21 protein-coding genes are annotated in these 20,848 nt (G+C 35.8%); 9 read left to right on the forward strand and 12 right to left on the reverse strand.

What is annotated here, in order from left to right; translation table 11 throughout:
• Positions 1-177 precede the first annotated feature (177 nt).
• Positions 178-1,893: a sigma 54-interacting transcriptional regulator gene (locus tag Q8X41_RS20145; protein ID WP_397538035.1), complete on the reverse strand. Its 1,716-nt coding sequence runs from the start codon at positions 1,891-1,893 to the stop codon at positions 178-180.
• A 199-nt stretch (positions 1,894-2,092) separates the two neighbouring features.
• Here Q8X41_RS20145 and Q8X41_RS20150 point away from each other — a divergent pair, with 199 nt between their 5' ends.
• The 4 genes from Q8X41_RS20150 (at position 2,093) to Q8X41_RS20165 (ending at position 6,550) form a co-directional block, all read left to right on the forward strand.
• Entirely contained in the window at positions 2,093-3,253 is a 1,161-nt protein-coding gene (locus tag Q8X41_RS20150; RefSeq protein WP_397538036.1) for an acyl-CoA dehydrogenase family protein, read from the forward strand.
• Between the two features lie 65 nt (positions 3,254-3,318).
• Positions 3,319-4,545 carry a CaiB/BaiF CoA transferase family protein gene (locus Q8X41_RS20155; protein ID WP_397538037.1) on the forward strand — a complete coding sequence of 409 codons (1,227 nt, stop codon included), beginning with the start codon at positions 3,319-3,321 and terminating at the stop codon, positions 4,543-4,545.
• Positions 4,529-5,299, forward strand: a complete 771-nt coding sequence (locus tag Q8X41_RS20160) for an SDR family NAD(P)-dependent oxidoreductase (protein WP_397538038.1) — start codon at positions 4,529-4,531, stop codon at positions 5,297-5,299. Before Q8X41_RS20155 ends, Q8X41_RS20160 begins: the two co-directional genes overlap by 17 nt.
• 69 nt (positions 5,300-5,368) lie before the next feature.
• Entirely contained in the window at positions 5,369-6,550 is a 1,182-nt protein-coding gene (locus Q8X41_RS20165) for a lipid-transfer protein (RefSeq protein WP_397538039.1), read from the forward strand.
• Between the two features lie 344 nt (positions 6,551-6,894).
• On the opposite strand, the gene Q8X41_RS20170 is transcribed toward Q8X41_RS20165, so the two are convergent.
• From Q8X41_RS20170 to Q8X41_RS20185, 4 genes are all read right to left on the reverse strand, one after another.
• Positions 6,895-7,419 carry a hypothetical protein gene (locus tag Q8X41_RS20170; protein WP_397538040.1) on the reverse strand — a complete coding sequence of 175 codons (525 nt, stop codon included), beginning with the start codon at positions 7,417-7,419 and terminating at the stop codon, positions 6,895-6,897.
• 199 nt (positions 7,420-7,618) lie between these two features.
• Positions 7,619-7,876, reverse strand: coding sequence for a DUF3953 domain-containing protein (locus tag Q8X41_RS20175; RefSeq protein WP_397538041.1), 258 nt, complete (start codon positions 7,874-7,876; stop codon positions 7,619-7,621).
• Positions 7,877-8,032: 156 nt separating this feature from the next.
• A complete protein-coding gene (locus Q8X41_RS20180) occupies positions 8,033-8,602 on the reverse strand; it encodes a rhomboid family intramembrane serine protease (RefSeq protein ID WP_397538042.1) in 570 nt (189 codons plus the stop codon).
• A gap of 520 nt (positions 8,603-9,122) precedes the next feature.
• The gene (locus tag Q8X41_RS20185; RefSeq protein ID WP_397538043.1) at positions 9,123-9,467 is read right to left on the reverse strand and encodes a DUF2500 domain-containing protein; all 345 of its coding nucleotides are present in this window, start codon (positions 9,465-9,467) and stop codon (positions 9,123-9,125) included.
• 643 nt (positions 9,468-10,110) lie between these two features.
• Here Q8X41_RS20185 and Q8X41_RS20190 point away from each other — a divergent pair.
• The 3 genes from Q8X41_RS20190 to Q8X41_RS20200 are packed head-to-tail and all read left to right on the forward strand — an operon-like array spanning position 10,111 to position 10,980.
• Positions 10,111-10,329, forward strand: coding sequence for a helix-turn-helix transcriptional regulator (locus tag Q8X41_RS20190; protein WP_397538044.1), 219 nt, complete (start codon positions 10,111-10,113; stop codon positions 10,327-10,329).
• Entirely contained in the window at positions 10,326-10,688 is a 363-nt protein-coding gene (locus Q8X41_RS20195) for a hypothetical protein (protein WP_397538045.1), read from the forward strand. Before Q8X41_RS20190 ends, Q8X41_RS20195 begins: the two co-directional genes overlap by 4 nt.
• Positions 10,689-10,701: 13 nt before the next feature.
• Positions 10,702-10,980 (forward strand): DUF3784 domain-containing protein, encoded by a 279-nt coding sequence (locus Q8X41_RS20200; RefSeq protein ID WP_397538046.1) that lies wholly within the window; start codon positions 10,702-10,704, stop codon positions 10,978-10,980.
• Positions 10,981-11,201: 221 nt separating this feature from the next.
• Here Q8X41_RS20200 and Q8X41_RS20205 read toward each other — a convergent pair whose 3' ends face one another.
• The 6 genes from Q8X41_RS20205 to Q8X41_RS20230 form a co-directional block, all read right to left on the reverse strand.
• Positions 11,202-12,683 carry a sodium:solute symporter gene (locus tag Q8X41_RS20205; RefSeq protein WP_397538047.1) on the reverse strand — a complete coding sequence of 494 codons (1,482 nt, stop codon included), beginning with the start codon at positions 12,681-12,683 and terminating at the stop codon, positions 11,202-11,204.
• Positions 12,683-12,880 carry a DUF3311 domain-containing protein gene (locus tag Q8X41_RS20210; RefSeq protein ID WP_397538048.1) on the reverse strand — a complete coding sequence of 66 codons (198 nt, stop codon included), beginning with the start codon at positions 12,878-12,880 and terminating at the stop codon, positions 12,683-12,685. The genes Q8X41_RS20205 and Q8X41_RS20210 overlap by 1 nt, the downstream gene beginning before the upstream one ends.
• Before the next feature lie 148 nt (positions 12,881-13,028).
• Positions 13,029-13,895, reverse strand: coding sequence for a nitrilase-related carbon-nitrogen hydrolase (locus Q8X41_RS20215; RefSeq protein ID WP_397538049.1), 867 nt, complete (start codon positions 13,893-13,895; stop codon positions 13,029-13,031).
• 39 nt (positions 13,896-13,934) lie between these two features.
• The gene (locus tag Q8X41_RS20220; protein WP_397538050.1) at positions 13,935-15,551 is read right to left on the reverse strand and encodes an amidohydrolase; all 1,617 of its coding nucleotides are present in this window, start codon (positions 15,549-15,551) and stop codon (positions 13,935-13,937) included.
• 421 nt (positions 15,552-15,972) lie between these two features.
• Positions 15,973-16,287 (reverse strand): hypothetical protein, encoded by a 315-nt coding sequence (locus tag Q8X41_RS20225; RefSeq protein ID WP_397538051.1) that lies wholly within the window; start codon positions 16,285-16,287, stop codon positions 15,973-15,975.
• A 68-nt stretch (positions 16,288-16,355) separates the two neighbouring features.
• Complete coding sequence (locus Q8X41_RS20230) at positions 16,356-16,544, reverse strand: DUF4017 family protein (protein ID WP_397538052.1); 189 nt, start codon at positions 16,542-16,544, stop codon at positions 16,356-16,358.
• A gap of 139 nt (positions 16,545-16,683) precedes the next feature.
• Here Q8X41_RS20230 and Q8X41_RS20235 point away from each other — a divergent pair, with 139 nt between their 5' ends.
• Together Q8X41_RS20235 and Q8X41_RS20240 are read left to right on the forward strand one after the other, a co-directional pair.
• Positions 16,684-16,899 carry a hypothetical protein gene (locus tag Q8X41_RS20235; RefSeq protein ID WP_397538053.1) on the forward strand — a complete coding sequence of 72 codons (216 nt, stop codon included), beginning with the start codon at positions 16,684-16,686 and terminating at the stop codon, positions 16,897-16,899.
• Positions 16,900-17,117: 218 nt separating this feature from the next.
• Positions 17,118-19,142: a restriction endonuclease gene (locus Q8X41_RS20240; protein ID WP_397538054.1), complete on the forward strand. Its 2,025-nt coding sequence runs from the start codon at positions 17,118-17,120 to the stop codon at positions 19,140-19,142.
• A 164-nt stretch (positions 19,143-19,306) separates the two neighbouring features.
• Here Q8X41_RS20240 and Q8X41_RS20245 read toward each other — a convergent pair whose 3' ends face one another.
• Positions 19,307-20,773, reverse strand: a complete 1,467-nt coding sequence (locus Q8X41_RS20245) for an amidase (RefSeq protein WP_397538055.1) — start codon at positions 20,771-20,773, stop codon at positions 19,307-19,309.
• Positions 20,774-20,848: the final 75 nt, after the last annotated feature.

Genomic DNA, 20,848 nt, shown 5'->3' on the forward strand with positions numbered 1-20,848 from the left:
CACGAAGCGTAGCGAAGGAGGAGGCTCAACTCACGCCCCACGGAAAGCATCCACCCGGAACGGAAATCAACGGATTAGCACCACGAAAAATTACTATTCTCTCTAATTTTAAATGGTGTTTAATGACTTTCTGGACTAGGACAACCTCTTTTTAGTTATATATGTTATAACGAAATTCTATTCTATATGATATTTCTTCATTTTTGCATAGAGCCATGGTCTGCTGATGCCTAGTAATTGGCTAGCTTTTGTTTTATTTCCTTTAGCTTCTTTTAAAGCTAAGATAATGAGGTCTTTTTCTGTAGTGTCAAGCATATCTTTATACGTAGAGGTTGTCCTAGGATGTATGTCTACTTCCTTCGTGAGCGTGTTGATATCCGCAATATTATCGGCATCAATGTAATCACCAGACTTTAGGTTTGCGGCTCTTTCTATAACATTCTGCAATTCTCGTATATTTCCTGGCCAAGAATGTTTCAACATTTTTGTTAAAGCAGAATGTGTGACACCTCGAATATAAAATCCACTTTGGTTCAATCGTTTTATAATTGCCTGAATGATGTCGGGTAGATCTTCCATTCTTTCTCTTAAAGGTGGAATATTTAACCGCATAATATTAAGGCGATAATAGAGATCTTCTCGAAACTTGCCATCTGCAACGAGTTTTTCAATATTTTGATTGGTGGCAGCAATGATTTTCGTATTTAGATGAATGGTTTTAGAACTGCCAATTGGTTGAAACTCTTTTTCCTGTAGCACTCGTAATATTTTCGTCTGAAGAGTGAGAGACATATCACCAATTTCATCCAAAAAGATGGTGCCGTTTTGTGCTAATTCAAATTTACCCTTCTTACCACCTTTTTTAGCACCAGTAAAGGCCCCATCTGCATATCCAAAAAATTCAGATTCAAGCAATTCAGGTGGTATCGCAGCACAATTGACTTGGACAAAGGATCCGTGCTGCTTCGAAGCGGTATGGATTCCCTGAGCAAATAACTCTTTTCCAGTCCCGCTTTCTCCAATAATTAAAATGGTAGACATACTTTTAGAAGCTAATGTTGCTTCGTGTTTTACTTTTTGAATTGCTTCAGATTCACCCGCAATATCAAATAATGTGTACTTTGTTCCTTTCATTTCACTAATTTCATTTTTATAGTCAGATAGCTGTTTCTCAAGTTTTTTCACTTTTGTTAAGGCTTCGTGTAAATGCGTTAACCCGCGGTAAGTTACTTTACAGATGGCGCTAACTGATTCGCCATTTTCTTTGATCGGCAAGATCGAAATAAGGGAATGTTGTCCCTCAATAACCTGTGGAGTATTGTGAATGCTAATTCCGCTTTTAATGACATTTTCAACTTCTAATTCTGGAAACAAATCTGTAGTAGATTTACCCAAAACATCCTTACTATTTAATCCAAACAAATCAGTGAACCCTTTATTAACCATCGTAATTTCTGCTTTTTGATTAACGAGAATAATCGCATCATAGGCAATCTCAAGGATAGAGGATAGTTGGCTATAGACAACATTATACGAAAAAAGCAGTTGCTCTGTTGATATGACTCCAATGGGAATCATATCTTCGTTAACAACTGGTGCGTGGCCCACATTATGTTTCAAAAGTATAGCTCTTGTTTCATCTATATCATTAGTTGGACGAAGGAAAATGGGACGATCATTACAATAGTGTTCAATCGTCATATCAAAAGATGGTTGAGTGGTTAATAGTTGAAAGATTTTGTTCTTCGTAATGATTCCTATCAATTTATGGTTATTATCCACCACTGGAAGAATATTAGATTGAGTTTGTGTAAACAGTGGGAGAATTTCATTTAAGGTTTGTTCTTTGGTGCAGGATTTAAAATTCGTTGTCATGAGATCAGATATGAACACATCCATCAAATCCTTTCAAGTACATTTTCATAAAAAATAGCCGTTAATATATCTCGTTAATTTTATTTACAATTTACAATATTCCGTTAATTTTAGTTTACACCATAAGTGAATAAAAAGCTTTATTTAGCAGAATAAAAACTTGGCAAGGAATTTGCAATATAAATAGATTGAAAGATTCACCGGAGGAGGACTAAAGATGAAAAATTCAATAGCGATTGAAGAAGAAATCACATTGTTTAAAAAAACAATTCAGGCGTTTGCCAAAAAAGAAATTGTAGATCACTACAGTAAATGGGAAGAGGATGGAATTATTCCAAAAGAGCTGTGGCGAAAGCTAGGTGATGAAGGATTGCTTTGTGTAGATATTCCAGAGCAATATGGTGGTTTAGGAGCACCTCTTCAGTTTTCAGCAAGCATTATTGACGAATTCAGTCGGCTTGGATTTAATTCAATTTCAGGAAATTTAGCAGTACATTCAAATATCGTAGCCCATTACATTCTTAATTCGGGGACGGAAGAACAAAAGGCATATTATTTACCTAAAATGGCATCTGGAGAACTTGTTGGTGCAATTGCTATGACTGAGCCTAGTGCTGGAAGTGACCTTCAAGGGATTAAAACAACTGCGATCAAAAATGCAGAAACTGGTGATTATCTTATCAATGGTTCGAAGACATTTATATCGAATGGTCAACATTTCGATTTTGCCATTGTTGTAGCCAAAACAAATCCAACAGTCCCTGCATCTAAAGGAACGACGCTTTTTATAGTGGATGCTACAAGTAAAGGGCTAACAAAAGGAAAGAAATTAAAGAAAATCGGCCTTCATTCTGCTGATACCTCTGAATTGTTTTTTGAAGATGTCTTGGTATCCACGGGACAAGTTTTAGGAGAACTAGATCGTGGATTTATCACATTGATGCATGAATTACCAAGAGAAAGAACGATTCTTGCTGTTGGTGCATGTGGTGCTATGGAGGGGGCTTTGGAAATCACGGTTAAATATCTGCATGAAAGAGAGGCGTTTGGAGCGCCTCTTAGCAAACTTCAAACGATTCGTCATAAAATCGCCGAAATGACAACCGAAGCAAAAATCAATCGAGCATATGTCAATCAATGTCTAGCGCTTTTGGAAAATAACCAGCTGTCTACTGCAGATGCAAGCATTGCGAAACTATCTGCAACAGAAGCTCAAGGTCGTATTGCGGATGGATGCTTACAGTTATTTGGGGGATACGGTTATATGGAGGAATATCCAATTTCAAGAGCTTTTACAGATGCAAGAATACAGCGTATTTATGGGGGAACATCTGAAATTATGAAGGAAATTATTAGTAAGGATGTATTGGGGAAATAGCAGTGGCTAGGAAGTCCTAAATATAGTTCCATGATGCAAAGTAGCAATACGAGGGAGGGATAAATGTGGGAATTTTATCAGGTTTGAAAGTTTTAGATTTCTCAACCCTATTGCCAGGTCCATTTGCGACGATGATGCTGGCAGATATGGGAGCTGATGTGCTGAAAGTGGAATCACCAAATCGTGAAGATCTTACGAAAGTCTTGCACCCGATGGATGGCGATGTGTCGGCAGCTTTTGGACATCTTAACCGCTCGAAACGATCTTTAGCATTGGATTTGAAGAATGATGAAGCAAAGGAAGTCATTTATAAATTAGTTCAGGATTACGACATTGTCGTTGAGCAGTTTCGACCAGGTGTTATGGATCGATTGGGTATTGGCTATGAAAAGTTGAAACAGATTAATCCCAAAATTATCTTTTGCTCGATTACGGGTTATGGTCAAACTGGACCGCTGCGAAACAGAGCAGGTCATGATATTAATTTTTTGTCATTAGCAGGTGCAACAAGCTATTCCTTTAGAAAAAATCAAATCCCTGTTCCTTCTGGGATTCAGGTTGCAGATCTTGCAGGGGGCTCACTTCCAGCGGTGGTTGGTATATTAGCAGCCGTCTATCACCGTCAACAAACAGGGGAAGGGCAATCTATCGATTTAAGTATAACGGATGCTGTTTTTGCATTAAATGCTATGTATGGATCCGGCTATTTGGTTGGTGGAATTGAACCTGAAGCTGAATCGTCATTGTTAAATGGTGGCGGATTCTACGATTATTATGAGACAAAAGATCACCGCTATTTTTCGGTTGGCAGTTTGGAGCCACAATTTCAGGTAAGGCTTTGTGAATTAATTGGAGATCCTAGGTTATTTGATTTGAGTAGTAGTGAAAGTTTACAGGATCAGCAAGCATACAAAAAGGTCCTAACAACTGCTTTCAAAGAAAAGACATTTGATGAATGGTTAGCGATTCTCGGAGATGATTTTGACGGTTGTGTCGAGCCAGTTTTACATTTCTCTGAATCAGTTCAACATCCACAAATTGAGGCAAGGGACTTAGTTGTTACAGTTCCTAAACTAGCTGGTGGTACACAAAAACAAATTGCATTTCCAATCAAGTTTTCGACACGACCAGCAGAGTACCTTTTCACGGGTGTACAAACAGGAACCCATTCGGTAGAAATTTTAAAAGATGCAGGCTTTGATACAGAAGCAATCCAGAGGTTAGCAGAACAAGGGGTTTTGGGTAAGCAATCTAAATTAGAGGAGTTGTTGGAAAATGAATCTACAAGATAAGGTAGCGGTAGTAACGGGAGGCGCTTCAGGTTTAGGGTTAGCGACTGTAACAAGATTAGTAGAGAAAGGCGCAAAGGTCGTTATTTTTGATGTAAATGAAGAGAATGCAAGGGAAGCAGTCGAACAATTTGGTGAAAATGTTCAGTACGCATTGGTAAATGTAGCTGATGATGAATCCGTTCAAAATGGGATCAACCAAGTAATTGAAGCTTTTGGAGCGATTCACGTTTGTGTAAATTGTGCAGGTGTTGGCACATCAGGAAAAACCATTGGTAGAAAAGGTGTATTACCTTTAGAAGATTTCAATAAAGTCATTGGTATAAACTTAATTGGTACATTTAATGTGTTAAGATTAGCAGCTAATGAAATGAAAAATAACGTACCACTTACCGATTCTGGTGAAAGAGGCGTAATCGTGAATACGGCTTCTGTAGCTGCTTTTGATGGACAAATGGGGCAGGCAGCATACGGTGCAAGTAAAGCTGGCGTAGCAGGGATGACATTACCAGTTTCCCGTGATTTATCTCAGTTTGGCATTCGTGTGAATACCATAGCACCAGGATTATTTATGACACCAATGGCAGATACATTATCCGAAAAGGTGATTCAGAAATTATCAGAAAGTGTGGAGTTCCCGAAACGACTAGGACGACCTCAAGAATATGCGGAGCTGGCTACATTTATCATGGAGCATGAATATTTGAACGGAGAGGTTATTCGTTTAGATGGTGGCATCCGAATGTCACCACGATAATAGGAAACTGTCTTTTGTGGATTTGTTGTAAAATGATCAAACATAATTCGAAAAAATAGGAGGGTATTTATGGAAAGTCAAGCAAATGTAATTGGAGTAAGCATGGTTAAGTTTGAAAAACCGGGGAGAAATGAGCCCTATGAAATTATGGCATCAAAAGCAATTCGAGGAGCACTTGCTGATGCGGGAATTGACTTACAAGAAGTCAACCAAGCTTATGCGAGCTATGTGTACGGAGATAGCACCTGTGGTCAATCAGCACTATACCTAGTTGGGATGACAGGAATTCCTATCATTAATGTAAATAATAACTGTTCATCTGGTTCAACTGCTCTTTACATGGCACGCCAAGCAGTAGAATCAGGTGCAGCTGATTGTGTGCTTGCATTTGGTTTTGAAGAGATGAAACCGGGTGTTATAGGTGATAATTGGACAGATCGGACATCGCCATTCCAATGGCTTAACAACAGTTTCGAGAAATTAAACCCTGATTTACCAGATGGACCGATTGCGTTAAAAGTATTTGGAGCTGCAGGTTTAGAGTATCTAAAAAAATATGATGCGGAAGTGGATATCTTTGGCAAGGTGGCTTTAAAATCAAGAAAGCATGCCGTTAACAATCCCTATTCTTTATTTACACAAGAACTACAACTCGCTGAGGTCATGGATGCGCCTATAGTTTATCCAGGGCTCACAAGATTTATGGCTTGTCCACCAACATGTGGCGCAGCAGCTGTCATTGTTTGTAGTGATCGTTTTGCAAAAAAACATAATATCCAAAAGACAGTGAAAATTGTAGCTCAATCCATGACAACCGATACGCCTGATAGCATTGAGGATAACCTCCATTTAGTTGGCGCAGGTATGACAGAACGTGCAGTGAAGGAGGTTTATGAAAAATCAGGAATCAGTCCAGAAGAAGTGGATGTAATCGAACTACATGACTGTTTTACACCAAATGAGGTTATCACCTACGAAGCATTAGGGCTTTGTGGTGAAGGCGAAGCATCAAAATTAATTGCAGATGGGGACAATACGTACGGCGGAAAATATGTCATCAATCCCTCGGGAGGCTTAATGTCAAAAGGCCATCCTCTTGGCGCAACCGGCTTAGCGCAATGTACGGAGTTAGTTTGGCATTTGCGTGGAGATGCGGGAAATCGACAAGTAGAAGGTGCAAGACTTGCATTGCAACATAATTTAGGTCTTGGTGGAGCTTGTGTTGTGACTTTATATGAAAAAGGGAGTTAGAAATTCAATTTCAGATGGTAATGTTGGTTTGTAATAAAGTTTGATCAAAAGCATGCTACAAAAATTGATTTTTCAACAGAAGAAACCCAAACATTTTGAAAAAAGTTTGGTCAAAATGCTTGGGTTGTTTGTGGCTAGTGAATAATTTTTTATAAAAAAGTTTAATCATTTTCTACCTGTGTTTGCTCAACAATAGCGCCCTATAATTGAATAACAATCAGTTTCTATTAGCTGGTTTAAATGAAAAAAAGGGTGCTTACCCTTATTCAAGGGTAGCGCCCGATTTGTTGAATCCGTTGGTTGTTTAATAAGTAATTTAAAAACTTATCGTTGTATTCTTTTATTTAAAATGAGTTTGCAACTTCTTCTAAAGTAGACAAAGGATTATCAATTAAACTTTCCTGAATACATAGCATATACGTCCAATTATTTTTTTCAAATATAAGGATCATAACACTTTTTTCATTCATTCCCGAAGTTGAATAATAAGCCTGGGTTCCATCTTTTAGAGTTATTTTAGTATCTGAAAACGGAAGTAGCTTATTACCATACTTCGCAGGAAATATATTAATAATATAATTTAAGTGCTTCTTCTCATTTAAATATTCTATTTCAAGATACTCGTTTTCTTTGCTAAACCTACCAAAAGAGTGGCTAAAATCTAATGGCGGTAGTTTTTTTGGTAATACTAAGTTTGTCTTATAATGGACTTCAGTTTCTTGTATTGCATTTGAAACAGATTTGTACCCTAATTCGTGGTAGTGTTTTTCTATACTCGTTTTTTGTGTTGCTTTAACAGATTGCCATCCACCACTGATACAAAGAAAAAACCCAATGAATAAAAATAAAAATGAAACACTTTTCTTCACTCACGTACCCCCAATTTGTAATTAGTGATATTTTCCCCAAGATAATTCCAATCATACTAATTAAAGAATTTGGCTCTTTGGCTAAAAAAGATACAATTCCTTTTTAATAATTGCGCCCGATTGTTGAAGATCGTTATCTAGTGTTTTAAAAACACCTCTTCTTGAACTCCAATGCAGTCTGTTGATTAATTAAGTCTATTTAATTAATCATAACGCCTTCAACCGCAACAAATAAAATGAAGAGCGAAACGCACAAATAGAAGATACCCCACGATAAATTTTTTGTTCTTTTATATTCTCGCAAGCCAATAATAATGAACGTTGCACTCATGAATATGAACATCAATGGTAGCAAGTTATAGTTTTCCGAAACCCAAGCGTAAATACTAATCAACATGACTAAGATTGCAAAAATCATTTGAAATAACATTAAAATATCAAACTTTTTTTCTGCCATTTTTCTAGCCTCCCGCCAAAAATCCGTTACCTATAAAAGAGGAACGTTATTTTAATGGCCCTTTAATGTAAAAGCACAGATCCATTACTCTGGAAATGCGCCCGATTGTTGAAGATCAAATTGTAATTTAACATAAGAAATGTTTAAAGGATAATTTTATAATAATATACCGACAACTAGAAATAGGAAAGTAAGAATCGCACCGATAACAACACCAATCAAATGAACCGTGAATGCACCCAAATTAAAAAAATTGCCGATAATGAAATACCCGATTGTAAATTGAACTGGGTAGGATTTAAAGTTTAGATTTAAGAAAGTTGAATCCTTAAAATGTAAAATAATAATACAAGTAATCAATGCATAAATTCCTGGTGATGCACCATTTCCGTCAGTATAAGATATAAGAATTGAATAAATTATGTAAGTACCGATATTACCAATTAAATAAATGAGTAAAAAAATCAAATGGCCGATTTTATCTTCTAAAATAAGTCCAACGTAGTAAATACCAAAAACATTTGCTAATAAATGCAAAATATTTTTATGAAAAAATGCTCCTGTTAAGATTCGATACCATTCATTTTGTTGCATCAGATTAAAGCTTTTGCCGCTTCCAAATTGAAATAGATTCCCATTAAATACAAGCCTATCTAAAATGAATATTGAAATATATAGAAAAGAAAGTACCCATGAAACAATTGGTAGATTCCCGTTATTAATCACTATAAATCAGCTCTCTCCCTAAAATTAGATAACAATTTAATTATTTACTCATTTTAACAAATTACCCACTTAGATACTATATTCTTTGTACCCTACTCAATTCAAAAGCAGTGCATTTCCAGAACACACTGCTTTTGTATAGCTCTTTGATTGCTTAAATATTCCAAATTTACGTATATTCCAACATCAAGAATATTATTCCATATAATTGCCCTTTAGATGAAGAAAGACGCATTCCTTACTAAAGAAATGCGCCCGATTGTGGAAAAACTAACTTGAGAATTGCTTACGTATTATTACTAGATCTAATTAGTTCATCAATTACTTCGGTATTCTTATATTTAACAACCATCTTCGTTGGGTTAAAAACAATTTTCAATACTGGTTCTCTACAGCCAAGCCATCATCTTGTTTTGCACTGATCGTTTTCATCTTACTTTTAACCCAGATTACTTTTTCGATTATTCAGCACTCCTCGTCTAATGGCTAAAATAGTACAGCGGGTGCAAAGCGTTTATGCTTATTTTTGGCGTTCAAAGGAAATATAACGCGTGCCTTGAAATGATAATAAACCAAGATCTTGCTCAACTAGCATTCCATACTCCTTGCCCTCAACAATTAATTCCATTCGATCTCCACTTTGTACTTCAAACGTTACATAATATGTAGTGTGGGAATGGTCACCTTGAACGTGAATCCGCTTTGAGGCAATTTCTGCTGGCACCGTTAGAAGGGGAGAATTTTTATTTTTAATGCCCTGCTTAATACTCGATAGTATTCTGAAAATTATAAAACCCAAAACAATAATAAATATTATTCCGATAAATATCGGAGCAAATGTAAACATCATATCACCAAAAAACATATAGACACTTCCTTTCTGTATTTCTATACGTTCTTATTACTAGAAGAGTTTCAATAGGTGTTGGATTTTTTGCGTATATTTTGAATTATATGTATAACTAGTGCAGAGTGTTTCGAAGTTTACTTTTTCCCAACTTACATATTCATCCATGTTACTGGAGATGGGTTACTAAACAATATGGCCCTTTAGTGGAGTAACTTTATTGCTACTCAACAGTTTCTTAATCCGCCCTTCAGTTCAGATTTTCTTATTACTATAAAAACATCCCTTTAGATAAATTAGATAAACAGATCCAAAGGGACAAAACATCGCGTCTTTTTTATAAACACCGAGGCTAAATTAGTAGTGACAATGCTTATCCTTTCAGAGACAATATTTATAAGAAGAACGTTCAATTTTCATAAGGTATTTCAAATTTCAAGTATTTATAATAAGGGAGGAAAAACGCAGTAAATTCAAGAGAAATCGACTTGTAGATTGTTGCAAGTCAATTTTTTTTAGGAAAAATTGTCGTGTATATATGACAAAAGTAAAATATATGTTACAATTCAAATTATAGTAAATTTTTACATTTATAGAAATTCTATTGCGAAACGGCAACTAAGTGACACCGATTTTTTGTCTTATGGAAGGAGGCCTTTGATTGAAAGATATTCAAGTAAAGAACAATGTTAAAGTCAGAAGAATTGAAATTGGAAATTTAACACAAGGGGATATAGCGAAGCTTATTGGTGTCACGAGACAAACTATGAACTTAATCGAAGCACAAAAATATAACCCAACGATTAAGGTGTGTTTATTAATTGCTGCTGCATTAGACACATCAATTGAAAAATTATTTTGGATGGAGGAGGAAGTATGACTAAGTTATTTACATATATACCCATTCTTTTCTTTATTATCGTGCTGGAGTTTCTTGATAATTCTTTAATAAAGTGGGTACTTCTCGGAGGTATAGTATGTTTAATTGTATTTGCTAAATATAAGCGAAGTAATATGCAAAAAGAAGAAATAGAATTCGATGATCGAGTGAATGCCAATATTTCAAAGTGGTCATTACGTTGTATGTTTTTGTTAAATGCTTTATTGGTAATTATTTTATTTATTGATAATCAAGGATTTTTAAAGATAGAATTCGAAGTGGATTTGATTTTATTGTATCTGTTGTCAACTCTTTTTATTCCTTTCTATATTGTACCTGCAATTATCAAACACTATTAGGAGGCTGATTTAAATGGAAATGAATTTAGTATTAATAGGTGTATTCTTTCTAGTAATGGGTTATTTAGTAGGTGTAAAAAAACAAACGTGGCTATTAGCAGGATATAACGAAAAAAGAGTAAAAGACAAATTCAAATTAGCACAATTAGTAGGTAGTACAATGGCGATTCTCGGTATTTTGCTATTAATTTGCGGCTTAATCGGCACCAAACAGACTGAATATTTAATTATGTTCGCGGTAGCTATTTTATTAATGGAAATTGTTTATGTTAATGCAAAGATGGTGGAATAATAGACTAATATCTATTAATAAGCTAATAATGGAGGCAAGTAATGTAACTATGATCAATCCAACAGAGTTGAAGAGATTTGCAAGAATAAAATATAATGCTCGAACTACTATCAATATTGAAATAATTATATTTTGGTCTCGAAGCTTTGAAATCTGATAGAACAAAATTAGGGCGTTTATTCATCGTTGTGAATAAACGCCCGATTTTTATGTCTATCTTCTTATGCAGCAAGAGTATCTACTTTTTCCTTATCTTTCGCAACTAGATGATTAGTTGCTAAGCTTACTATAATCGCTACGCAAAAGTTAATAATCACAGCGATCATGCCCGTACTGATGTCATTAAGCACATGCGGGATGTTCGGGAAGAAATCGATTAGTTTATGAGATGTTATGGCGCCATATAGGACGACCGAGACACCTGCGAAAATTCCCGCCATAGCACCGAATTTATTTAAAATACGATTTTTATAGAAACTAAATAGTAGTGCTGGAACGAGTTGTGTGATTAGGCTGTATGACATAATATTTAAGATTGCCAGTGCATTTCCTCCAGTAATCGTGAAGATGAATGCTACAGCGATAATTGCAAAAACGAAGACTTTTGAAACAAGTAATTGTTGGCGATCTGTTGCTTTTGGCTTCACGAGTTTGTAAAATCCAGTCATTAATCCAATGGAGGCGGACATTAACATAACAGATGCCGGTACTAATGCAGTCAGCAAGCCTGCAGCTCCAACAACACCTACAATCCATGGATCAAATGTTTGAATCGTTAATCGAAGCAACGATAGATCACCTTCAGCCCCTTGTAATCCTGGAATTTCTATGATGGCAGCAAATCCAATGAAAAATGCGAATAGAAGTAACAGTGTATACAAAGGTAGGGTAATCGCATTTTTCTTTAATGACTTGGCACTTTTAGCTGACAAAACAACTGAGAAGGAGTTTGGTAATAAGTAGAATCCAAATGCATTTAAAACTATTGTTGAGACAAACCAAGAAATACTCAAGCCTGAAGTAGAAAGGGTTAAGCTTTCCGGTTTTACTTTTTCGACGGCTTCAAAAAGAGGTTGTACACCGCCAAAGTAATGGAATGGAATATAAATTCCTAAAAAAATGATTACTCCTAAAATCATGATATCTTTTAACACCGCTGTCCATGCAGAGCCGTGGATACCTGAAATGGTGACATAGATTGTAATGATAATGGCACCGATTGTACTTGCCATAATGGAGCTAATGCCCCCATATGACGCTTCCGAAACAATAATGCCTAATCCCTTTAACTGTATAACGATATATGGGATTAATGCGATGGCACCCAAAAATGAAACAACTAATCCTAAAATCGGGCTTTTATATTTAGAAGCAAAATATTCTGGCTGAGAAATAATATTATTATTCTTTGCATAGGTCCAAATCTTTGGCGCAATCCAGTAAGATAATACGTATGCTAAACAAATATACGCAGGTACGTAAAAAGCAGCTGCCCCATTAGAATAGGCCCATCCACTACCGCCGAGGAACGTAAAAGTAGTATAAACTTCACCTGCAATTAGAAGGAAAATGAATAATGTACCAAATCCCTTATTGCCAACTGCAAATTCTTCTACATTCATTTTCTTACCATGTGTCGCTCTAATACCAAGGAAAAGGGCAATCGCTGCAAATGCAAATATAATCAGTAATGCAATATTCATTATTCATCTCCTCCTTGGTTTTCAGGGTCTAGTTTATATACAATTGCTAACAGGAGTGACGATAAAATCATCCATAAAATAATCCAGAAAAGGAGAAATGGTAAACCGACTACATAAGGCTCTATTTTATTTGCAAAGGGCAAAAAGAGGCACATTCCGATAAACGGAATAAATAATAATAGTTTAATGTTCTTCATAAAATCCCCCTCTGAATTTGGCATTAATTTATCCCGCATGAACTGGCAGTAAGCCCCCAACTTTAAGACTTAAGTAAAGTAAAAGGATGAGTGGGGGAGCAACTACCCGTAAAAGCATTCGTTCAACAACAAACTATGGTATAGAGTTTCAATTGATTGGAGCTTTAATTGTATAAATCTCTTTTCTACGCACACGATCTTTATATGTTGTAGCAGCGCCGTTTTTGCGATTTTCATAAAGATCTTCAATAGACAGCTCAACCGTAACGACTGCAGTTGAGGTACTCATAGCCTCTGCAATCACGCCATTAGTTGTCCATGGTAAGTCAGCTGGTCCGATAATAGCAGTTGTCCCAAAACCGTTATGAATCGGTCCGGGTATTTCACCAATCGTAGGACAGTGGACTACATAGAGTTGGTTTTCTATACTTCTTGCATGAGCACAATGACGAACTCTCCAGAAACCGTATTCAGTGAAGGTGTAGGAAGGGCAGAAGATAATGTCGGCCCCTTTTTGACTATAGATATGTGCAATTTCTGGAATTTCCATTTCATAACAAATGGCAACGCCAAATTTTACAGGACCGATGTTAAATACTTCTAACTCATCACCCTCAATGATGTCCCAAGCAGATTCAGCAGGGAAAATATGTGTCTTCCGGTGCTTAAAAATGTTGCCTTTCCCATCAAAGATATAGGTCGTATTGTAATAACCTTGATCAGTGGGCTCAATTGTAGAACCTGCGATAATAATTTGTTTTCTCTTTTGTGAAAGCTCATTAAAAAACTGAATATAATCTTCTAAAAATACACCCAGTTGCTCATTATCTTTTTCTGTAAATTGTTCGTAATCCTTAAATGTTGTGAGTAAAGACATCGTAAATAACTCTGGTAATAGTACATAATCACTTGAAAGTGGAACATCGTCAAATGCTCGTAAAACTTGATCTTTAAAAGTAGAGAAGTTATCTACTTTTTGCAATTCAAATTGACAGCTTGAGACTTTTATTGACATTGGAGTCCTCCATTCTCGTAATTGGAATATGTCCCTTTACTAAATTTTCGTTTTCGAACGTTCGAATAGAACCTCGCCATCAAGAACGGTCAATTCAACTTGAATATCTTTCAATTCTTGAAGAGGTGTTTTCAAAATGCTACGGTCAAGTACAATGACATCCGCTAATTTTCCAGATTCTAAACTACCCTTGATATTCTCTTCAAAGCTTGCATATGCACCATTATAGGTATACAGACGAATTGCCTCGAGTACGTCAATTTTTTGTTTGTCACCAAAAGGAGTTCCATTTGCAGTGACACGATTAACTGCCTCATGAATCCCGATGAACGGATTATAGGTTGTAACAGGGGAGTCTGAACCAGCAGCAGCAATAATACCTTGGTCGATAAAGTCACGTGCAGGGTACATATAGTCCGTACGTTCGCCGTAGTTCGTTAAGTAACTTTCACCAAATTCATATGGGAATGGTGGATTTGGTATTGGAATCATTTTTAACTCTTTCATACGTTGCTGTAAATCAGGGCTTGAAATACCAGCATGTTCGATACGATGACGATGATTTTCGCGTGGATTTTCTTTTAAAGCTCGTTCGACAACATTCAAATACATTTCAATCGCCTGATCACCCTGTGCATGAACGGTAATTTGATAGCCTAATTCGTGTGCTTTGCCAAGAACTTCATAAATTTCTTCCTCTGAGTAATAGAGAATTCCATGATTTTCTGGATTGCTTGTATAACCTTCACGAGTAGCAATGGTTGGGCCTGTACTACTACCATCTGTAAACATTTTAGCTGGCCCCACTTTAAAGAATTCGTTCCCAGTTCCAGTAACTACGCCAGATTCCATCATATTTAATGTGAACTGCGTACAGTCTTCTAAACTAGCGATTACTGCATAGACTCGTATTTTTAAGTCGCCTTTTTGGGAGGCTAGTTGTAGAGAACGGAAACTTTCTTTTGAAAATGTTCCAGCTTCGTGAACACTTGTAATTCCAACTTCTAAGAAATGTTGTTGGGCAATTTGAATCGCTTGATGGATCTCTTCATTTGTGTAACCAGCTTGTTCATTCAATTGCATATAAGCGTTTTCAATTATGCGTCCAGTTAATTTACCTTGAGCGTCTTTTTCAATAACGCCTCCTTGTGGATTTGAAGTTGTTTCATCAATACCAGCAAGATTTAAGGCAACTGAATTGACAACGCCAATATGGCCGCAAGTTCGTGTAATATTAATGGGATGATCTGTAGAAATGGCATCTAGTTCTGCAAGAGTAGGATATCGTTTTTCTTTCACAGTATTTTCATTGAACCCCCATGCGCGAATCCATTGTCCCTTAGGTGTATTAGCAGTTCTTTCTTTTAATGCAGTCAAAATCGCATCGATTGAGTCCATACCAGGTTCTTTACAACTGATATTTAGTTGAAAAGCACCATACATAACCAAATGTAAATGAGCATCAATAATCCCAGGGAGCAGTGATTTTCCATCCAGATCAATTACTTGAGTAGAATCACCAATAAATTTCTTCATCTCATCATTTGAACCAACTGCCAATATTTTATTTTCAGAAATCGCTAGAGCCTCTTGGATAGAGTCTTGTTCATCTACAGTAATTACTTCACCATTCAAAAAAACAATGCTTGCTTTCATAAATATCCCCCTCGTTATTTAGACAGAATATTCAGAAAACCACTTGTGTGGTAGTCTATTTGTTTATATTACTAAAAATAGATTACCTAATATATTTACAAAAGGTAATAAAATCTTATGATTTTTAGACAAAAGGTTAAAAGGAATTTATATTGGGAATGTTCAGGTTAAAAAGGGTAGCTTCAACACATTTACTTTTTCATATTCAGATTTGGATGTTGCGCTACAGAAGGCGCTTTGCACGGGCTTGGCTTCAATCTCCTCGTTGAAGTCTGCATCGCTAACGCTAGCTTCGACTTAGTAGCGCTAACGTTACTGCGGGGCTTTCAACACAAGCTTTTCCCGTAGGACTCTGAATACACTTCACTAAATTAACCTCGCACGAAGGAAATGCGGATGCATTTTCGAGGAATCGCCGTCTTCAGCGAAGCAAAACAAAATTGGATATTATTAAAGAGTGATTGCTACATGCTCTAGCGATTAAGCGATAGGTTTTTTCAATGCTTGGTTCATCAAGAAGACCGAGTAGCTCAATTTGTTTCCAGTCGGATTTAGCAAAATATAGGTCAAATAATAGTTTAGAACAGTTACTTCGTAAAATAGGATCATGCGAATAAAAAAATAAATGTTTCAAACTCTCTGCGGATAAATTCATCTTTTCTTCTGATTTTGCTTGTTCATCATTCATTTCTAAGTCAGTAAAATGAAACGTCTCCAATTCTTCAATGGGTTTCAATTGATTTACCCCTTTGCGAAAATATAGCAATAAAATAAGGATAGCGATTGCTATCCTTTGAATTTTTCTTATTTGTTTGCACGTTTTTTATTCATATAAAAGGTTATGAAAGCTACAACAATTAAAACGGGAATTGCATAAATTTGTCCAACAAGTAGTTTCCAACTGACCGTATCATATCCATCAGATGCAGGGGCTAGGATGGCAATTATACAAACAATCAAATAGGCTAATAATGGTGGCAGTGTTGTTTTCAATAGGATCAGCGCCTTTCTTTGTACTTTTCAACAACTATTGAATCGTCCTTTATCTTTTATTTTATTAGAAAACTTCAAGAGTGTTACTAAAAATTACTATATGCTATTCTTCATGCGATAATTAGAGAAGTAAGCTATAATGAGAAAGCGAAAAAATGAAACAGTTTGGGGAGTCATACGAAATATGGGCATTTTAAAATTAGAAAATATCGAAATAATGCTAGAAGATGCAAAGGAAACATTAAAACAACTACAAGCTTCAAAAGAGATTGATCCAAAACTAGCCGAATTAATTCAACTCACTCAAGAACAAATTGAAGAGCTTGAAGAGATGAAAAAAGAATTAAGCGAGTAATTTGCTTCTAAGGAAAAAGTAGCTTTGCACAATTTGAATTGTGTGAGGCTATTTTTTGTATTGTTTAAGAATTTTGGATTTTAATGTTAAAATTTTAAGGTAATCAGAATAAAATTGAATGGGAATTTAGAAATATACAGGGTGAACCGTATCATAAGTAAATGAGTTTTTAGTAGATACGATATTAAAATGTTTAAATTTCTTTGGGGGGAGTACTAATGGAGCAAAGTAATGATTATCCTAATACAAGAAGTTGGGAGACAAGGGTTTCTGCTATGCCTAATATTCCAAGGGGGGAGAACGGTTTCCCAGAATCTTTGAAATGTATTTTAACATATATTAAAAAGCAAGAACCAATTAATACCAAAATTGTGGTTCCTGGAAGTAAAGCCAGTCATACGTTAGAGGATTTGTATGTTAGATTAAGACCATCTGGAATTGTAAAAAAAAACAAAACAGGATGGCAAATATCAGATGAGGCAGATAAATGGTTACAAAGTGAAGATAACTTATATTTAGAAGCTCTATTGGCAGCAAATATTAAATTTTTTACTGAAATATTAGCGATACTTATTAATGGTCCTAAGATTTCCTCAGAAATTCAAAATGTGGCAAGTGTACAGTATAAATTAAATTGGAAAACAAAATCAGAAGTTCATGCTAGATTAGGTTGGTTGAAGGATTTACAATTTATTAGTTTTGAGGACTTTTCTCTAAAATACTATATTACAGATTTAGGAGGTTTTTTCCTAGGTAAAGTAGGATATTTTAAATCTGAGAATCTAAAAAGTTTTGTAGATCCTACGCTAAATGAAAAAGAAATTCCTATGTCAGATTGGGCACAAGAATTGTGTAAACTAACGGAAGATGATATCGAACAAAGAAAGACCAGTATTGGATATTATCCTGGTGCTATTCATGATATTCATAATACAATATTAGATTATCTAATTATGATGGACAGCCCTACAGACTTTTCTACTATAGCTGACTATTCATCAAATACATTTGGCATATCTGAATCATCTGCTCGAGCATTTATTTCCAGTTTAATTAATTTAAACTTTATTGAACGAAAGACAAAGACTTTATTTCAAACAACTAAATTAGGGGGAAGATTTCCTACAGGAAATTTTGAACTTGATTTTGCTTGTTGTTTTAACCACAAATTTTCTTTTGTATTTGAAATTTTATTTGAACTCCAAAAAGAGGAACTGAGCGCAAAACAATTAGCAGTAATTGCAAAGGTTTCTCATGGATTTCCAAGTGAAAATAAGACAGAAATACATAAGAGGATTCATATTCTAAAAAATGCTAGCCTCATACAAGAAACGTCTCCTCAATTATTTGGCTTAACTAAACGTGGGGAAAACTTTTGTGAGTTATTAGGAAGTTTATTTTCCATTCCTAAAAGAGAAATTATTGAAAGAAAAACAGCAACACAAAATAAAGAGTTAGGAATACAAGCATTATTAAGTGAAATAAGAATTTCATCAAGAGATTCCTCGAATCCTAATCGATTCGAGAAAGTTCTTGTTCAAGCTTTTAGTTTATTAGGTTTTAAATCAGAATGGCTAGGCGGGGCAGGCAAAACAGATATTCTCCTTCAAGCTCCGACCTCACCTAAATTTTCATATATAGTAGCAGTGGATGCGAAGTCAACTTATAGTGGAGGAGTAACAGAGTCTCAAATTAACTTTGATACGTTAATTGAACATAGAAAAAAGCATAATGCCAATTATTCAATTGTTGTTGCACCAGAGTTTCAAGGAGAAAGATTAATTCAAAGAGCAGAAAAACACAATGTAGTTTTAATAGATCTTGACCAACTTGAACATTTAATTAAAATGCATGTTGAAGTCCCACTTAGATCGGACTCTTATAGAAAGTTATTTTCGCAAAATGGAATAATTAATTTAAAAGTAATTGAAGAGGACAGAAATAAAATAATTAGAGAAGGGAATTTACTTCAAGCAATTATGAAATGTTTGTCTGATGAAAGTGAAGATCCCTTGACAGAAGGTATTATGCAACCAAGAGAGATATATTTGCTTTTAAAAAATCAGATTAAATCTACTCCATTCCCATCCATCGAGGAGATAAATCAAATGTTGGAATTTCTTTCATCTCCGTTAATTGGTTGTATTAATAAAACAAAAGAAGGATATTACGCAACTGGATCGTTAATAGATGCAGCTCAGAAATTTGATTTTTATCTAAAAGCTTTCAAAAATAAGCTATAAAAGAATCTCATTTAAACATATTATGGTGAACCGTATCATAAGTAAATGAGGATATAGTTCAAGAATTATTAAGATGTTGTTATAGCAACCTTTTAATGGAATGTCGTACATGTCCATAAACTAGCAAAAAGTAGGTGCAAGAAAAAATCTTGCACCTACTTTTTTTATGTTGTCGCAATTTCCGTAACTTCTGCACCCACATGTACGGGTGGTTTACGATCTTTCCATGGAGCTGATTCTTCTAATTGTTTCCCAAGCTGTAGTAGGGTTAACTCGTCTGCGAAGCGTCCTGTAAATTGCAGCCCGATTGGTAAGCTAGACGCACTCATCGCAAGCGGTAATGATAACGATGGTTGACCTGTTGCGTTAAATAAATTAGTAAAAGGCGCGTATGTGAAAATTTGCTCTGTCCATTCAATCGCCGAGATATTTGGATTATCCGCATTTAGCTCACCAATTTTCGCTGGTAATGTGCCGATTGTTGGGCTTAAAAGCACATCATAATCTTCAAAGAATGTGGCTACTTGACGTGATACAAGTGCATTCGTATTAATGGCTTCTAAAAGTGAGCTAGCTTTTAAGTTTTTACCATATTCATAGCATTGCCAAATGGCTGCTTCAATATTATCGCGTGAAGGTGTTTTACCTGTTAATTCTGCTGCCCCCACAATCATTTTATAAATATTCGCTGTCCAAATATTTACCGTTGCACGTGAAAATGGTGCTTCGTCGTAAACTGGTCGAGCTTCGACTACTTCATGCCCTAAGTCTTCTAATAATTTTACTGCCTTATGAACGGCCTCGATACATTCCGGATCAACCAATGTACCAGAATTTGTTTCTGTTGTCCAGGCAATTTTCAGTGGACGTACCTTTTGCTGAATTGCTTTACTATAAGGCATTTCTGGGCTTTGAATAATCGAGTAGCATCCTAAGTCTGGCCCAGCTACTTGGTCCAGTAATGTAGCGGTATCACGAATGGTTTTTGTCAGCGCAAATTCAATTGCTAGCCCATTTAATGCCTCACTATTATAAGGTCCCATTGGCACGCGACCGCGTGAAGGTTTTAAGCCGACGATACCACTGCATGATGCAGGAATACGAATGGATCCACCTCCATCATTACCATGAGCGATTGGGACGATGCCACTTGCGACAGAAGCGGCTGCACCGCCACTTGAACCACCAGGGCTATGGTCTAGATTCCATGGGTTACGTGTTGGACCATAAATGACAGCTTCCGTTGCGGCATTATAGCCGAACTCTGGTGTTGTGGTTGTACCGCTTAATACTAAACCAGCATTTTTAAAACGTTTCATTAATTCACTATCGACAGACATTACAGCATTTTCTGCAACACGACTGCCCATACTATGTGGCACACCTTCCGCATGGAGTACAAGTTCTTTAATTACAAATGGGACACCTGCAAATGGTTGATTATCATTTAATGTTGAAATTGTTTTGTCAGCCTTTTCCTCTAACACGCTGACAACGGCATTAATCGAAGGGTTAACTTTTTCAATACCTTGTAGCGCTAATTTTGTAAGTTCTTGTGGTGTCACTTGCTTTGTTTTTACTAACTCCGCTAATCCAAGACCATCATATGATGCATATTCTTGTAAATTCATCTGATCACCTCATTATAGTTTTGACTTACAAATTTATATTAAATTGAGATGAAAAAAATAGATATTACCCAAAAG

Source organism: Rummeliibacillus pycnus (assembly GCF_044359855.1).
Lineage (GTDB): Bacteria > Bacillota > Bacilli > Bacillales_A > Planococcaceae > Rummeliibacillus > Rummeliibacillus pycnus_A.

Coding starts and splice junctions, on each gene's coding strand:
- Q8X41_RS20150 (WP_397538036.1), top strand. CDS start 2,093: ATGAAAAATTCAATAGCGATTGAAGAAGAAATCACATTGTTTAAAAAA.
- Q8X41_RS20160 (WP_397538038.1), top strand. CDS start 4,529: ATGAATCTACAAGATAAGGTAGCGGTAGTAACGGGAGGCGCTTCAGGT.
- Q8X41_RS20165 (WP_397538039.1), top strand. CDS start 5,369: ATGGAAAGTCAAGCAAATGTAATTGGAGTAAGCATGGTTAAGTTTGAA.
- Q8X41_RS20175 (WP_397538041.1), bottom strand. CDS start 7,876: ATGGCAGAAAAAAAGTTTGATATTTTAATGTTATTTCAAATGATTTTT.
- Q8X41_RS20185 (WP_397538043.1), bottom strand. CDS start 9,467: ATGTTTTTTGGTGATATGATGTTTACATTTGCTCCGATATTTATCGGA.
- Q8X41_RS20195 (WP_397538045.1), top strand. CDS start 10,326: ATGACTAAGTTATTTACATATATACCCATTCTTTTCTTTATTATCGTG.
- Q8X41_RS20200 (WP_397538046.1), top strand. CDS start 10,702: ATGGAAATGAATTTAGTATTAATAGGTGTATTCTTTCTAGTAATGGGT.
- Q8X41_RS20205 (WP_397538047.1), bottom strand. CDS start 12,683: ATGAATATTGCATTACTGATTATATTTGCATTTGCAGCGATTGCCCTT.
- Q8X41_RS20210 (WP_397538048.1), bottom strand. CDS start 12,880: ATGAAGAACATTAAACTATTATTATTTATTCCGTTTATCGGAATGTGC.
- Q8X41_RS20215 (WP_397538049.1), bottom strand. CDS start 13,895: ATGTCAATAAAAGTCTCAAGCTGTCAATTTGAATTGCAAAAAGTAGAT.
- Q8X41_RS20220 (WP_397538050.1), bottom strand. CDS start 15,551: ATGAAAGCAAGCATTGTTTTTTTGAATGGTGAAGTAATTACTGTAGAT.
- Q8X41_RS20235 (WP_397538053.1), top strand. CDS start 16,684: ATGAGAAAGCGAAAAAATGAAACAGTTTGGGGAGTCATACGAAATATG.
- Q8X41_RS20240 (WP_397538054.1), top strand. CDS start 17,118: ATGGAGCAAAGTAATGATTATCCTAATACAAGAAGTTGGGAGACAAGG.
- Q8X41_RS20245 (WP_397538055.1), bottom strand. CDS start 20,773: ATGAATTTACAAGAATATGCATCATATGATGGTCTTGGATTAGCGGAG.